This is a genomic window from Endozoicomonas euniceicola (genome assembly GCF_025562755.1).
Lineage (GTDB): Bacteria > Pseudomonadota > Gammaproteobacteria > Pseudomonadales > Endozoicomonadaceae > Endozoicomonas_A > Endozoicomonas_A euniceicola.
In genome coordinates this window covers 3,080,586-3,097,109 of record NZ_CP103300.1, presented here as the reverse complement: position 1 = coordinate 3,097,109, position 16,524 = coordinate 3,080,586, and the positions used below count along the sequence as shown (strand labels likewise).

The window sequence follows — 16,524 nt, the reverse complement described above, 5'->3', positions numbered from 1 at the left end:
TCCCTTATCTACTGACTGATTGATATGGCAGGCGCCCACCGCAACCACTGCGATTCTGGCTCTTCAGCCATTGTGAACCGATAGCCGGGGGCAACGGGTTCTCCCGGTTCCGGTGTTGCAAAGGAAATCCCCCCTGCCAGCAAAGCTTCCAGCGACTCGGTACGGATTTGAGCGCCACTGAACAAACCGAATTTTACCTCGATACCACTGGCATTCCAGAAACGGCTTTTTCTGGTGACCAGTGATTTGTAGCGTTCTTCGATATTAATAAAAATCAGGACCTGGCTGGCGGGGTCTGCCAGACGATACCCCGTTACGGTGCCAACCGGGATTTCACGGTAATAAATCGGATTTCCACGGCGAATAGAGCCTAACTGGCTGCTGACCAGTTGCAGGCGCAACCCGTTACTCAATGGCAGGTCGTCAGGTACAGCCATCTCAACGGTAAACCGGGTTTCAGCCGCCGTTTCCTGCCCGGAGCCAGGCAGTACTTCAATGTATTGCCCCGTCACCAGTGTTTCCAGGTTTGCAGTATTGGTCAGTCCAAGCTTTGGCCTGACCAGCCAGAAGCGACTGCCTTCATGGGCTACCCAGCCGGAATTTTCTCCCAACAGGGCATCAGCCACTATATGCCCTTCCTGCTGATCCAACTTCAGGTCAGTCAGATGTCCGACAACCAGACCTTTGTATTTTATTTTGGTGCCAACCCGCAACCCTTCAGCGGTTGCAAAGATCAGAGTGATTCTCTGACCGAACTGATGAGCTTTTTCAGAATTATCGTACAGAATAAAGTCAGTACCGTTTTTTACTTTGCCTGATGTTCTGTCAGGCGTATCAAAAGCAATACCACCCGCCAGCATGGAGTTCAGCGTACCGGCTTTAATGCTGAACCCCTGCAAGCCTCCGTGCAGGGTGATGCCACTGACATTCCAGAACCGGCTACTGTCGTTAACCAGATGCTGATAAGCAGGATTAACCAGTATCCTTATCAGAACGCCGTCGTCCGTTAATTCATGGCTCTGCACCGAGCCAACCTGCATTTTGCGAAAAAGGACCGGACTTCCATGGCTGATACCCGCCAGAGAGCCGGCTCGCAACTTCAAATGTAAGCCGGGGGCTGATGGTGAGGCAGGAGGCTCGCTGGCTAAACCCTCAAAATGACGCTTGGGAATGGCGGCCCTGATATCCTTATTGCTGACATCCATATTGATGTATCGCCCGCCCAACAGGGTTTCCAGACCAGAAACCCCGCGCAGGCCAATACTCGGCTTCACCAGCCAGAAGCGAGCGCCTTTTACCATCAGGTTAACAGCGTCTGGTCGTATGATGACATTTGCGGTTATACCGGAATAGTCGTCCTTCAGCTGAGTATCCCTGACCAACCCTACTTCCTTGCCATGAAACAGGATACGGGTCTTTTCCTGCCCCAGGGCGACATCCAGCGGGAAATCAATCTCGACTGCAATGCCCGCTTCAGCCTCGTCATAGTCACGGTAAAGTGGGAATACATCCCCCTGATAGGCTTCCGGAAATTCCTGCTCCCACTCCGGGGTATAAAGCGACACTCCGCCCTGAACAATGGACACAATCGATTGTGTTCGGACTTTCAGGTTGGTGAGGCTGCCAGACAGTTCGACCCCTCCAGCGTTCCAGAAACGGGTGTTGCGACGTACCAGATGGGCAAACTGTGGTTTGATAAATATCTCGACATCCACGTACTGATCGTCCACAGACAGGTTGTAAGACGACACTTCACCAATTTTCAGACGACGGTAGTAAACCGGGCTGCCATTCTGTATCGACGATAGCTCTTTTGCCCTGAGCGTCAGGCTTAACCCTTCTTCCTGCTCACCCAGAGGAGGAGGTGACGGCAGGGCAACAAACTTTCTGCGCTTAACCCCGCTATCATCGGGCTGGAAAGCGATATAATTACCCGACACCAGGGTATCAAGACCAGAGATACCCGCTACGCTCACCTGCGGCCGCACCAGCCAGAAGCGGCTTTTGTCCGTAAGGCTGGACGACATTCGGCGATCCATTTCCAGCGTCACATTGACCGACTTGAGATCGTCAGACATAGCTATGTCTGTTACTTTCCCCACAGCAATACCATTCAACATGACTTCTGTTTTGCCCTGTTTAATGCCTCTGCCATTCTGAAACTGCACATCAATAACAATTCCAGCTTCACTGACCGACTTCCATGCCAGCCATACAACAATCAACAAGGCGACAACCGGCAATAACCAGACAGGCGACAGATTGCCACGTTTCTTAATGTTTGCACGGGCAGGTTCCGGTGCAGAAGTGTTCTGGTTCATGGTTTTTTAATCTCTGCTGCGTCCCACAATAAACGCGGATCAAACTGCATGGCTGCCAGCATGGTGGTCACTACCACACTGGCAAAAGCATAAGCGCCAATGCCCGCCGTAACCGTACCGAGCTTTCCAAACTGCACCAGCCCCACCAGCAGGGAAATAATAAAAATGTCCAGCATTGACCAGCGCCCGATCCAGACGATCATCCGGTAAAGCATCTGCTGTCGGTGCATGGTGGCCCTGGGAAACCGCACACAGATCAGCAGCCATACCATCCCCAACAGCTTCAGCACGGGAACCACCACACTGGCGGTAAACACCAGCAGGGCAATAGGAACCATGCCCTGATTCATCAGCTCTATAACACCTGAGAAAATCGTTTGCGGCTGTCCCTCTTCAAACTTGCTGACGGTCATCATTGGCAGCAAGTTGGCCGGGATATATAACAAAGCGGCAGTCAAAGTCAGCGCCCAGCTTCTGGTAATACTGTTCTGGCGTCGTTGATACACTCTGGCGTCACAGCGCGGGCAGTGTGTCGTCTGTTCAGCACACACTTTGTGACAGCTGAGACAAAGCTTCAGCCCGACGCCAGCGCCCGTCGTCCAGTGTCTGACCTCAGCAGGATCGGTTTTCATGGCTCTCCTCCCGCTGACGGCTCTCCTCCCGCTGACGGCTCTCCTCCAACCGTTCCCAGATGTCCTGCTCATCCATGCAGATACTGATGCCCAGCTCCGCTATCATAAGTCCGGCAAAACATAACAAACCGGCTCCGGGGTAAACCGTCGCCATGTCGGCCAGCTTAATGACCGCCACCAGAATCCCCAACAAATAGATTTCTACCATGCCCCACTCGCCCATTTGCAGGTAACGCCGGAACAGTTGTCTGGCAAGACTTTGCGGCCAACCCTGAAAGCGCTGTTCCTGAAATATTGCGCCCATCACAAACAATAAAATCAGCAATCGCACACCCGGCACCAGAATAGCCAGCGCAAACACCAGCAGCGCCACCCCCTGTAAACCTTCCTGATAAAGCGTCACCACACCATCCCAGATCGTACTGGCTTCCTGGTGATCCAGAATTTCCATCATTAACACCGGAAAAATATTGGCAGGAAGGAAAAGGAGTAAGCCAGTTATGATCCATGACAATGATTTTATAAGCCCTTCCGGGTGATACTCCCGTAAATTTCGGTTACATCTTGGACAACAGATGGTCAGTTTATGTGCAGGATTTGGGTTAACCACTTCCCTGATGACAAGATCACAGTCAGGACAAAGAGTAATGCTGCTGTCCTGCGGACAGGCAGGAGATTGACTCTGGCTGGTTGCGTCAGCGGGTTGCTGTGTAGAATCTGCCTTCATTGTTTCATCATTTGTGCCGTATAATCGCCATTCGCTGATTTTCTGGTTCTGTCACCCCATGGGGCGGCTTAATTGTCAACGTCCCCCTTTGTATCGGCAGAACCAGTGAGCGCCCAAACCCATACTCCGCCTCAGGCTATGATAGTCACTTTTTACCAGTGACTACGGTCATGGTCAGGAGCTTGACTGATAATCGGTCACTTTCCACGGTCCGGAGCGATTTATCCAAAGAAAGAGGTTTTTATATGCTTCCCGTCGAGCGTCGTGAACACATCCTGGCTTATGTTGAAGAAAAGGGCTGCGCCAACATAGAAGAAATGGCCTCGAAGTTTGACGTCTCACAAATGACCATTCGCCGAGACATCCGAACTCTGGAGCAGGAAGACAAGCTGCGCGTCACTTACGGTGGTGCGGTTTCCAAAAGCTTCTTGATGGAAGACATTCCCTACGAAAAGAAAAACGCGGTTAACATCGAAGAGAAGAAGTCCATCGCCTCAGAAGCCTTCAAGCACATTCGTGAAGGCCAGATCGTACTGCTGGATGCGGGCACTTCCACCATGGCGCTGGCCAAAATGCTGATGCGCATGCGCGTAACAGTGATCACTCCAGACCTGAAGATCGCCCTGCAACTGTCCGACTCCACCACTGCCAAGGTTTATACCACTGGCGGGCTGGTCAGCTCTATCACCAAGGCTCACACCGATGTGGCTGCCCTGAGCTTTCTGGACAGCATTAATGCTGACGTTGTTTTCCTGGCCACCAACAGCTGGAGCCTGGAACACGGTGTGACGACAGCGTCTACCGACCACTACTATATCCGTCGCAAGATGCTGGAACGCGCTACCCGCAAGATCCTGCTGGCTGACTCCAGCAAGTACGGCGCATCCAGCATGAAGACCATCTGCCAACTGGGCGATCTGGACACTATCATTACCGACAGCCGTTTCCACGATGATAATATCCCGGCCATTGAAGAAGCGGGCGGTCAGTTGATTCGTGCTTAAAGGATAAAACAGAAAACCACCCAGAGTCTTTTATCCGGGTGGTTTCTGCTTCCAGCTAACGGAGCTGAATGTCCTTGCTGCCCCGGCGATAGCTCTTTTGGTATGAGGAATATGGCCAGAATTAACGAATATTCACAGACTCAATAAGGCAACCACCTTAAGGAAGACGACCAACACTGGCAACCCTTTCATTTTCAGCTTTGATGGCTTCCTCAGCCTTGATGGCTGCAGCCTCCCTGTTGGAACGATACACCTCTTGATTGCGCTCCTGTCGTGACAGCCAGCCCAGAAAGGGACGGTGGGGATTAGGTAGGCCATGAATGGTTAGCTCCAGTCCTTGAAGCATCTGTTCTACTTCTATTTTTATATGCTTCACCTGCCTTTTTATACTTCCTGAAAGAGACGGATTCGAGCTTCCGTCAGTCAGGGAATCGTCCCATAACAGCTTTCCTTTATGACCGGTGTGAAGCTTGTCCAATCTGTCAGGTATTTCCTTGAGCATGCTCAGAGCTTCCAGTTGAAATGATTTTTCTTCAAATGACAGGTAAAATATCAGTTGTCTGAAAGCATAGGCTATATTTTTCCGCCTGCGGAGTCTTTCAGGGTAATGAGCAGGATTATCTTTATCCAAATGATAATCAACCTTATACACCTTGGTAATCTCATTAACTATCCATTCAGCCGTATCTGTAATACGTTTCTTACTATGTTGTTCATTATTATCAGATCGTAGAATATCATCATAAAATGGGGCTAAATTATGAGTTGTAATAATTTGTTGCCATTCGATAATCATGCCATTTCCTGCACTACCCTCGGGTTTCTGGGAAAGACAGCTGAGCTTAAAACACAAATTATAAAGCTCTTCAGATATGGGTTTATGACCATAGGCGGAGTCTGCGGACGCAGTATATTTAAGTATTTCATTGTATGGAATTGAATAATATTTGGCGTACAACGTACCACTCATTTGTTCAGCAGCATACTTGGCTGCTGTTAAAAAAGTAACACTGAAAGTTTTCTCAAATATATCAGCTGCAAGCTCTTTTGTAGTGGTGCGACTCTTTACCAGTTTTTGAATGCTTCCTATCAATGGGTTAGGCAATATCGAGTAGGGAAAATAATTAACTGACAATTTTACCAAATGAACTGCCCGCGCCTCATCACTTTCGGCTTGCAAGACTGAAGGGTGAGCATTTGCATCGCTATCAGGAGAGCTCTCCTTATTCTCAAATGTGTCTATAATTTTCCGCCATGGCATTTCATCCTCCTCAACCTGAGATTGCAAGCCCCTCAGAAGTAAAGACCGCCTGTTACGAAAAGCTTTTCGCAATTGTCCATCAACAGCCCTCAAACCTGCATCAGGAATATTATCATTTTCGACATAAATCAAATGTTTTGACAATTCAGACATCTGCTTTGCAGATTTTATCCGCCCTGCTTTGAGATGCTCCTCCAAAGTAGCAGTCTGTAGCCTTTTAAGATTACTGATAGTTTTAAGTACCATTCTTTGTGGTAATAAGCTGACTCGCTTAAATAATAACTGCTCATCTTTTAATGGAGAATCTATATTTTCTGACTCTTCGGCAACGTTTTTACCAAGCTGTAGAGGCTTTTTCCCTGACTCTGCCAGCGACTTATCAGCAGTCACCTTAAGTGGTTTATCAACTTCAAAGTACTTAAATAAACCTACCATATAGTCAACGTGTACACTATCAAGCCCCCTGTCGTTTGGGAAACGTTCCAACTCGTCTATGAAAAGAGACAAAGCCTTGTCTACTTCCAGATGCTTATCGAGCCCTTCTTTTCTTCGTTTTTTATAATCATCATACCTTTCACTTCCGGGCAAGCCTCTCTTACGATTAACTTCCGCCATAATTTTGCGCAATTTTTTAACAGCTATTTCGTCAACATTTTTATCAAGGATGGATTGCATGATTTTTAATATATGTAGGTTACTTCCTCTTTTTCTTGTGAATATTTTCAACTGTTTTTCTTTTGCAATGTCAAGCAGTCTACCCTTCTCTGCCATATTTTCTTTGGCTCTTTCAAACCAGCCTTCAGGAAACAACCGGCAAGGAAAGCCTCCACAGAGCTTACTATCATCCAGATAGGGAGGCTCCCCTTCGATGGTCTCCATAAGAAGTGACAACCTGTCATCAGCATTATTTTTCATTTTTTCACTCAGAATTTGTTCATAGATAAGCCGATCCGAATTACTCCGGGGATCTTCGAACACATCTTTCATTTTTTTAAAGAAACCTTTCATCCAATCTACCGTATAAAAACTAAACGAATCCCCCATATTGACAGGTGACTCAGCCGGCTCTGGAAAAAAACGAATCTTATCAAAGAAAGGAGTTATCAAGCTGATTAAATCGTCTGCCTTTTCTTTTTCACCCATAGATATGAGGTTTCGAATAAGGAGATGCATACCTTGCTCAGGATATTGTATACGATAATGACCTGTTTCAAGCATACGGTTGAGTGTGGCAATATAAGATTCATTTGTAAGCCACATAGAGTTTAATAACTTTCGGTTTTTTTCAACAGCTTCAGGTGTATTATCTGTTACGTCTATGCTCAGTTCTTCAAGGAGACTTCGTTCATAATCAGTAAGCTCACCTCCTGCAGCATATTCTCTAGAGGCGATACCCCCTTTGAGAACAACAGGTGTTACCCAGAAAGGCATGCCCTTAACGGGCTCTCTTGACCCTACTGCCAGAGAACCATCAAATATGCCCGTTAGTGCAGAAAGCATGCTTTTGAATTTTTTTTCTGCTCTTTTCAGAGCATCATCGTTCTTTTTTCTTTTTTGGTCAGATGAAACCTGAGCACCCCCGCCCTCTTCAGGCCTAAAGGTCGTTTCCAGATTCTCATCCGGATCCACCATAAAAGTAGAATAAGTGCTGATAACCGCTTTATGTACAGGATAAAACAGTGTGTGCATTTCCTTTTTCATTTTCACCAGCGGGGCTTGTAACCTGTACGATATCTTTTTGGATAAACCCGTATTTGCAGCTTTCCTGTGCTTAATTATATTTTCGTTCAAAGCAAATTTATCAGGCTCAACACTTTCAGAAAAAAAGCCATCTTTTCCGCACAGAGTATTTAAATTATTATAAATACCTCTGCATAATGACACCGTTGTTATAAACTTGAGAACATAAATTAAGTAGTTAATATCCTCCTGCCCCCAGACTATTTGAGATGAGTATTGTCGTGCCAATGAGTCCGATTCCATATTCAAGGCAAGCTTAAACAAACTTTGTGCTTTATGGCCAGGTTCAGCAATTAAAAAATAACCTGCATTTTTAGCATAAAAATCACGATCTGAATAAACAACACACGACGACTCTTTATGATGATCCAGCTGAACCACTGCAGCTCCTGCGTCATTCATTGTGAAATTGCTTTTATTGGGTGACAGGAAAAACACATCATTATTAAAACTGATCGCCTGCTCTATAGCCTGAGCGATAGCTTTAACGGTATTTTGATGAAAAATACTGTAAATACCACTGCCCTCAAATACAGAACAATAGTGTTGTCTATCGATATCCCAGGAAATACCAGACTCATCGAAAGTACTCACAATAATTGATACCTTCCTGAAAGTGACATTGTCGTCAAAAGTCAGCTTTAAGCCTTTGTCATCAGGCTGTACCGTAACTTTATTTACCTGATGTCTGGAAAGCGTTTTGTACAGATCGACCCACTCTGAAACAGCCTTGGACTCCCCGTCATCAGACAACCAGCCCGGACTTGCTAACCGATTTATCTCCAGGACAGGTTTGTACTCTTCAGTAAACAGAACACGTTGATGAAAATGCCTACCCAGCCAGCTATTTTGAGGATAAACAGGCATAATGCCATTTCGTTTTTTATGTCGTTCACAAGCCGTTTGCTTATCCAGAACCGCCTTGTCATCTTTAATTTTTCCGGCAAATACATGAGCGACAGTATTGAATAGCGCAACCGTTGTCAGCAGAGAAATGGTACTGCCGACTACAGGTACTGATGACCTGAGTGCCGATGGTAAGCGAGACTCAGGACGCCACGCCTGAATCCTATTGGCAACACCTCCGGAAGCGGCTGCATACAGGTAAGGAGAAAAAACCAGAGAGGCCGTCGTGACAGAGGTGGATATAACATCCCAAAGCTGTTGTGGAATATGCTCATAATGTTGCCCTAAAAAAATATGGGTACTCGTTTTTTGGGCATTAGAGACTGTTTTATAAGTTACAGCTACACCGGCAGGATTGTCATTAATAACAACCGGGAAATCGTTTTTTTCTGTTTCAGCAGATTTTGCTTCAGAAAGAAAAGAAAACAACAATACAAACAACAGGGTCGAAATAAAAAAGTTAGTTACGTTTATCACTTATATTTTACCCGTATAGGCTTGCTCAAGAATGGCTGCTACTACCAACCAACTAAAGGGCTTTTAAAGGGCTTTTAAAAGGCTTATCGCGACAACTCCTAAAAGCCAGAAGGCTTAAGGCGAAAGCACCAAGGAAAAGTAGACTACTTATTCTTACTTGCAACCAGTATTTTGTGACATGCTCCCCCAACTAAAGAGGCTGACGCAAAGTAAGGGGACTTGCGGCGAGAATGCTAAACTGTACGACTACTTCTAACCATCAGATCACTCAATGTTATGAAGCCTCTGGTATGCGTGCCAATGGGAGACCCCGCTGGCATTGGTCCCGAAATCATTGTTCAGTCAGTGGCTGAATCCGGTTTGCCCGATACCTGTCACCTTATTTTTACCGGAACCGAAGAGTGTCTGAAACGTGCCGCACACGTCTGCCAGATCAAACTCAAACTAAACCTCTGTCAGCATGTGTCAGAAGTAACCGATGAGAAGCAGACCCTGAACCTGTTCCCGGTCACCTGTCCACCGCTGAGTGAAACACCTTTTGGCAGGGTAACCAGTGCCGCCGGGGAAACCGCCTGGCAATGCATTAAAACAGCTACCGAGCTGGCCCTGAGGGGAGATGTCGATGCCCTGGCCACCCCCCCCATCAATAAAGAATCGCTTAAAGCGGCTGGCATTCCTCACATTGGTCATACCGAAATACTGGCTGACCTGACCCACTGCCCTGATCCTCTGACACTGTTTCAGGTAAAAACACTCAGGGTCTTTTTCCTTTCAAGACACCTGTCATTAAGAGAGGCCTGTGATTACATCACGGAAGCACGCCTTGTTGAATTTTCCCGCAAAGCGATAAAAGCCCTGCGGCAACTGGGGATAGAGAAGCCTCATCTGGCGATTGCCGCACTGAACCCTCACGGCGGCGAACAGGGATTGTTTGGCAATGAAGAAATGATTTCCATAAAACCGGCGATCCGACGACTTCAGCAGGAAGGTTTTCGGATATCCGGCCCGTTACCGGCGGATTCCGTTTTCCATCAGGCTCTGCAAGGGCGTTACGATGCGGTGATTTCCCTGTACCATGATCAGGGTCATATCGCGACCAAGATGGTCGATTTTGAGAAAACCATTTCAATCACCTGCAGGTTACCTTTTCTGCGCACATCGGTTGATCACGGAACTGCTTTTGATATTGCCGGACAGGGTATTGCAAGCCCTGTCAGCCTGGTTGAAGCCATCTCTCTGGCTGCGAAATACGCCGGAAGAATGAAAACATTATGTTGACGACTATCAACAATCAGAAATTGACAGTGTGACATGATGAAAACCATTGAAGACATCAGTTCCGGGCAATAAAAACCGGATAAAAAATGACGGAAAGATACAGGACAAACCTATGGCCACAAGTAACGACCAGACCTCGCCACTGGAAGTGACGTTAAGCGAAGGTATGAAAGCCAGTGTTGCCCGCCAGATCGGCGCTTTGCAGCAACTTCAGGGACGTATCAACGGCGAATTCACTGAGGCTATAAAGCTCCTGACCAGCTGCCGGGGCCGCGTGATCATGCTGGGCATGAGTCAGTCCGGTCATATTGGTCGTAAAATTGCGGCCACCCTGTATAACGCTGGTCTTTCCTGTCATCTGATTAACCCTGCCGATGCCTGGCACGACAACCTGAGCATGGTGGGCAGCGGCGATATTATTATTATGCTGTCGTACAGCGGCATGACCGAAGAGCTGATAAGGCTGTATCCGGTCGTCAAACATGTGGGCAACAAAGTGATTGCTATTACTGGCGATCCAAAAGGCCCTGTCGCGGAACAGGCTGACATCGTACTCGACGCCAGTGTGATTGAAGACCTGCCCGATCAGAAACACGCGCCAACCACTTACACAACGGTTCTACTGGCCATCGGCGACCTGCTTGCGGAAGCCCTGCAACGGTTTCAGGCCAGTGACCTGGAAGGTCTGAGGAAAGACCAGAAAATTACCTGGGTACGCAACATAATGAGTACCGACAACTATGGCCGTATTGCGCCTGACAGTAAGATCAGCGATGTGATGCAGGCTATGACAGCCACCGGCTCCAAAATCTGCCTGGTGATGGATGGTGACGACCTGGCAGGCGTGATTACCGACGGTGACTTACGACGTGGACTGTCTGGCGTCGACAGCCTGAGCGGGATGACGGCTCGTAATATCATGAATGGGGCCCCGATCATTATTAAAGAAGAAGCCAGCGCCAGCGACGCCAGGGCCCTGATGGACAAAAGCAAGATTCGCGCCCTGGTGGTGCAGGATTCCCATAACCATGTGATTGGCGTTGTCACCATTGATGCCTGTCGGAAGGCGCTTGGGGCCTGATCCGGGAATCAAAAATCGTATTCCGCTCTTAAGTAATAGCTATGGTTCCTGTAATCAGACTTCTGATTCAGGTCATAGCTCACAATGACAGACAGGTTGTCCAGCCGCCGATAAGTAAGATTAAAAGAAGCCGAATAGCTGCTTTTAACAGGCTGTCCTGCTTCAACGCTTAATTCATCGCCACTACCTGTCAAGGTCGAGTGTGCTTTGACCTTGTCGCCCTTCATGTCATACCAACCCATAATCCTGGCAGAAGGCTCTAAATCCCCTAGCGGCAATTCGTATATCTGGCTCATTTCCAGTCCGGCACCCAACTCCATTTTCTGGTAAGTCTGACCACTGACCGCCTGTGCCTGACCGACATTACCAGTAAGAGTTTCCCTGTAATCATCAATGGTAATACGGGAATAATTAAAGCCAAGTAAAGGCTGGAATATCGTGTTCAGATAAGGGTAGTTAAATCCGGCTAACAGCTTTAAACCATAATTATTACTGTCAAATTCAGACTTGCCTGATGGCTCTGAGCCTACATGCCGGGTACGATCATTCCGACTCCACCCGTAGTTAACAACCCCGTCGAGATACCACTCATCACGAGTATAAGAACCATAGATATTCATCTGACGATTTTTGAGGCGGTTGTAGTCTTTCGAGTTCTGTTTGTCAGCTTTAACGTCAGCGATTGTGAATGCAGCGCCATAAGTGATTTCGTAATGACCTATTATTGTTGAGCGATCAAACCCCAGGGTGAAACCCTCAGCATCAGCATCAAAACCCGACAGAGCATTGCCTTCGTCATTTTTCCAGTCATCCTGAGAAGTGCCAGAGGCCAGCATCTGCCCCCACACACCCATGTCGGCAAAGTCATCAGCGTAGGAGTAGCCTCTGCCAAAATGTCGGGAAGTACTCAGACGCTGCAGGGGAGCTGACTCAGCCTCCTGCTGCGCAATCAGGCTCATCTGTAAAGACATAAACGTGTTTGAAGCCAGATCCATTTCCTGCTGCGCATGGGAATTTGCAATCGCCCCGGTGAATACCGCCAGTGGAAATAAATAAGCCAGTTTTTTGCAGGGCATCCTTGCCTCCCGAAGATTCTGTCGCCTTTTAATGGCACTCTATTCTTCGTTTTTCGGCATCGTATAAAACTCTTTAGCCAATAATCGGACTCGGAAACAGAGCCAGAAGACAACTGCTACCTTAATTACATAAAACCAAAACAACAGGCCTGATATGCGCTTCCTCTCTTTTCTTGTGGCAGCTTCGTTCTTTTTTTCAGTTTCTCTCCATGCCAGCGATGAAGGTGCCAACAATGAAGGTTACTACCGCTACCCCAGTATTCATCAAGACACTGTGATTTTCTCAGCAGAGGGGGATTTATGGAAAACAACGCTGGCAGGGGGGACAGCCACCCGGCTAACCACAAATCACGGCCGGGAGATATTACCGGTTATTTCTCCGGATGGTCAGCAGGTTGTATTTCTTGCCGAATACGACGGGCCTGACAACCTCTACATCATGCCAATGTCCGGAGGTCTACCCAGACGGCTGACCTGGTCAGAAGGTCAGGTCATTCCCCGGGGCTGGGTTAACCATCAGCAGATTCTTTACGCCACCAATGAACGAACCGTGTTTGGTGAGAACTTTCAGCTGGTCACTCTGAACACTGAAACCCGTGAACGCAACTGGATACCACTGGCTCAGGCCTTTGAAGGCATTTTTGGTGCCAGCCCGACCAACACTATGACTCTCTTTTTTACCCGTCTTTCCGGTCCCCTCCATAATATCAGGCACTATCAGGGGGGAACCGCTCAAAATATCTGGAAATATGTTGAGGGCAAGGAAGCAACCCCACTCACCAAAGACTTTCCCGGCACCAGCCGACACCCTCTGTTCTGGAATCAACGGGTGTATTTTGTCAGTGACCGGGATGGAAGTGGCAACCTGTGGTCAATGGACGTTGATGGTCAAAACCTGATTCAGCATACCTTTCATAAGGGCTTGGATATCGAATATCCAGCGCAGGACGACGGTCAGTTTGTTTACCAGCTGGGGCCAGACCTCTACGCTTTAGACCTGAAGCAGACAGATGCCAGACCCGAAAAAATCCAGATAGCCCTCACTTCCGACTTTGAGCAGCGGCGACCACACTGGTTGCCCTGGCCCGCTGCTTATCTCTCCAGTTATGACCTGTCTCCCGACTCTAGCCAGCTGGCACTGTCGGCACGGGGGCAGATCACCCTGCTGCCAGTAAAAGATGGCCGCACCGTTACCGTTCCCAATCCGGGTAAAGGCGTTTTTTTTGAGTCGGCCCAGTATTTACCCCGTTCTCCTCACCTTCTGGGGCTGGCTTCAGAAGGCATTTATCAATCGTTCTGGCTACTGCCTGCTGATGGCAGTCAGCAGGCAGTGAAAATTCATCAAACGGACAAAACAGTGGTTAATGATCCGGTTATCTCACCGGATAACGAATTTTTCGTCTGGACTGATTCTGATGCCACCGTATGGCTGACCCACATTCAATCGGGCGTAACAGAAACTATCCGTCAGTTTGAACCCCGGGATATTTACCCCGGTCAGTTCAGCTGGTCTCCGGACAGTCAGTGGCTAACCTTTTCCAGTCCGGCCAGCAACCGTAAAAAACAGATTTATCTGTTTAGCCTCTCCGACAATCGACTGACAGCGATTACCAGTGATCGCACTGACAGTGATTTTCCAGTCTGGAGTCCCAACGGCAAATGGCTGATGTTTATCTCAGAACGCTTCTTCCACTCCAGGGTAAAGAACCCCTTCGGCTCGAATCAGCCAGAGCCTTATTCAGATACAAACCGTGGTCTGTTTATGTACGCCATGGACCCAGAGGTAATCTGGCCTTTTGAGCCTGAAAATGAAGTCCTGCAACAGAAAGTTGCCCGGCTTATGAAAAAAGAACAAAAACAAGCAAAAACCTCTGAAGAAAAGCAGCCACAGCGCATTACTGTGCAACTGGATGGCCTGCGGGATCGCCTGTATCAGATACCTGTCCCACCCGGCAACTATTATGGTCTTGATCTCGCCAACGGCTATCTGTTCTGGGGGGAGCCGAATTCTGAAAATACTTTCACGCTTTACAGCCTGGAAGTCAGCAATGCCCCTGACAATGAACCCTTCATCGTTGCTTCAGGACTCACAGGTTATCAGCCCTCCAAATCCGGAGAACAGATTCTGATCCATGGTGACAATGACGAGTTCGCCCTCATTCCTGTTGGCGTGGCTGAAAGCAATATTGACATCAATCCTTTATCCCTGAAGCAATGGCGGGTTTATGTTTCTCCACAGGATGAATGGCGACAGCTGTTGTTTAATGTCTGGTCTCTGCTGGGCAACCAGTTTGCAGACCGCTCGATGAACGGCACAGACTGGCCTGCACAGTTAGACACTCATTTGCAGATGTTGAACCGGGTCACAAACCGAAGTGACCTGAATCACCTTATTGGCAGCATGATTAGCCAGCTGGGAGTGCTTCACCTTGAGCTTGGCGGAGGTGACCTGCGATTCAACGACAAGTGGAGTGTAGAAAGCTCGCTGGGGGCTATCTTCTCGCAGGAAGACAAGGGGCTACTCATTGATCAGATTTATCAAACCGATCCTGACTTTCCCCTGAAGCGTTCACCGTTAGCCCGGCCAGGCATCCGGATTGAAGAAGGGGACAGTATTACCGCCATCAACCACTTACCGCTGGATCATCAGCAGCCAATAGAAGAACGGCTAACGTTCCGGGAAAACCAGCAAGTGCTACTGACCGTTAAAAAGCCGGGTATTCCAGACCCCATTGAGCAGATTGTCTGGCCAATATTGCCTCAGGAGTCTGCCAGACTGCGCTACGATTCCTGGCGGTACGACCGGCAACAGCGCACCGAACACCAGGGACAGGGAAAGCTTGGTTATGTTCACCTGAGAGGTATGGAGCCTGATAATTTCGAACAGTGGGTGCAACAGTATTACCCCATCTTTAAGCGTGGCGGATTGATACTGGATCTGCGCAACAACTCAGGCGGTAACATTGACAGCTGGATTACCAGTCGCCTGCAGAGAGAAGCCATCACCTTTAACAGTTATATGGGTTCCACCATGGACTGGAATATGCCATACGCCTTCAGGGGGCATATCGTTGTTCTGGTGAACGAGCATACCGCATCTGATGCGGAAGAACTGGCAGAAAACTTGCGGGAACTGGGACTGGCAACCATTATTGGCTCTCGTACCTGGGGCGGGAGAATATGGATGTTTCTCTCTGAACTGATGGATCAGGGATTTGTGTCGGTTCCCTTTATCGCAGGCTACCGGACCAATGGTCGCTGGCTGACAGAAAACTGGGGCGTAGAACCCGATATCCAGATTGACAACCTGCCCCATTCTACCTTTAACGGCAGTGACGCTCAGCTGGACAAGGCCATTCAGTTCCTGCTTGAGAAGCTGGAAAAAGAGCCTGTAAAAACACCTTCAAGGCCTGATTTTCCGATTGCCCGTCCAAAATACAATCGGGGGCTGTGATCAGTATCCTGCTTTTCTGCAATGAGGGGGGGAGTGCTATAGTTCACCATGGCTAACGCATTGCCTTGGCTGTAATAGCCAGTGTCAGCAAAAAGCACTCAGAGTTGCCCTAAAAAGTTTTAACGAACCTTGCGAAATTCGCCATCCATAGCCTCTCATTGGGAGCGGCGCGACCTTTGAAGGTTTGGATGGAGATGGATAGCGAGGCTTGCGTAGAGCAAGCCCATGTACTAACTTCAGTGCACTGCGAAACCCTGCATAATGGGCTTGGTGGCTGAGACAACAGCCTACTCGACAGACAGATAAGCCTCTGGACAAATACTCAAGCGTCACCGTTGCTGGACTAACTACGAGAAACAAATCAGGAAAACACAACCGTTTTCTGGCTTCTACCGCCGATGCGCTGGGACACAGCGTATGTGTAAAGAGTTCCCCTGTCGTGGTTCGGCAACCTGTACGACAGCGAGAGGCTATGTTATTTGACATAGTGGGTCGCACGTAATTCCCGATTAGAAGCCCCCACTAGAATCGGCTTGCCGATTTAGTGGAGGGAGTGTGTCACTGAAT

The 16,524-nt window shown here is 48.3% G+C and carries 9 protein-coding genes; 4 read left to right on the top strand and 5 right to left on the bottom strand.

Annotated features, from left to right (window positions below; all coding sequences use genetic code 11):
- Positions 1-8: 8 nt before the first annotated feature.
- Genes NX720_RS12220 through NX720_RS12210 form a run of 3 tightly spaced genes read right to left on the bottom strand, consistent with a single transcriptional unit; the run spans position 9 to position 3,680 of the window.
- On the bottom strand, positions 9-2,321 hold the full coding sequence (locus tag NX720_RS12220) for a PqiB family protein (protein ID WP_262601379.1): 2,313 nt from the start codon (positions 2,319-2,321) through the stop codon (positions 9-11).
- Positions 2,318-2,953, bottom strand: coding sequence for a paraquat-inducible protein A (locus tag NX720_RS12215; RefSeq protein ID WP_262601378.1), 636 nt, complete (start codon positions 2,951-2,953; stop codon positions 2,318-2,320). The genes NX720_RS12220 and NX720_RS12215 overlap by 4 nt, the downstream gene beginning before the upstream one ends.
- Complete coding sequence (locus NX720_RS12210; RefSeq protein WP_262601377.1) at positions 2,934-3,680, bottom strand: paraquat-inducible protein A; 747 nt, start codon at positions 3,678-3,680, stop codon at positions 2,934-2,936. The genes NX720_RS12215 and NX720_RS12210 overlap by 20 nt, the downstream gene beginning before the upstream one ends.
- 245 nt (positions 3,681-3,925) lie before the next feature.
- Here NX720_RS12210 and NX720_RS12205 point away from each other — a divergent pair, with 245 nt between their 5' ends.
- The gene (locus tag NX720_RS12205; protein WP_262601376.1) at positions 3,926-4,684 is read left to right on the top strand and encodes a DeoR/GlpR family DNA-binding transcription regulator; all 759 of its coding nucleotides are present in this window, start codon (positions 3,926-3,928) and stop codon (positions 4,682-4,684) included.
- A 157-nt stretch (positions 4,685-4,841) separates the two neighbouring features.
- Here NX720_RS12205 and NX720_RS12200 read toward each other — a convergent pair whose 3' ends face one another.
- Entirely contained in the window at positions 4,842-9,068 is a 4,227-nt protein-coding gene (locus tag NX720_RS12200) for a hypothetical protein (protein ID WP_262601375.1), read from the bottom strand.
- Between the two features lie 300 nt (positions 9,069-9,368).
- Here NX720_RS12200 and pdxA point away from each other — a divergent pair, with 300 nt between their 5' ends.
- Positions 9,369-10,346, top strand: a complete 978-nt coding sequence (gene pdxA, locus NX720_RS12195) for a 4-hydroxythreonine-4-phosphate dehydrogenase PdxA (RefSeq protein ID WP_262601374.1) — start codon at positions 9,369-9,371, stop codon at positions 10,344-10,346.
- Positions 10,347-10,458: 112 nt separating this feature from the next.
- On the top strand, positions 10,459-11,427 hold the full coding sequence (locus NX720_RS12190; protein WP_262601373.1) for an SIS domain-containing protein: 969 nt from the start codon (positions 10,459-10,461) through the stop codon (positions 11,425-11,427).
- Between the two features lie 8 nt (positions 11,428-11,435).
- On the opposite strand, the gene NX720_RS12185 is transcribed toward NX720_RS12190, so the two are convergent.
- A complete protein-coding gene (locus NX720_RS12185) occupies positions 11,436-12,503 on the bottom strand; it encodes an autotransporter outer membrane beta-barrel domain-containing protein (RefSeq protein ID WP_262601372.1) in 1,068 nt (355 codons plus the stop codon).
- A 154-nt stretch (positions 12,504-12,657) separates the two neighbouring features.
- On the opposite strand from NX720_RS12185, the gene NX720_RS12180 reads away from it, so the two are divergent.
- The gene (locus NX720_RS12180; protein WP_262601371.1) at positions 12,658-15,957 is read left to right on the top strand and encodes a S41 family peptidase; all 3,300 of its coding nucleotides are present in this window, start codon (positions 12,658-12,660) and stop codon (positions 15,955-15,957) included.
- The last annotated feature ends 567 nt before the right edge of the window (positions 15,958-16,524 follow it).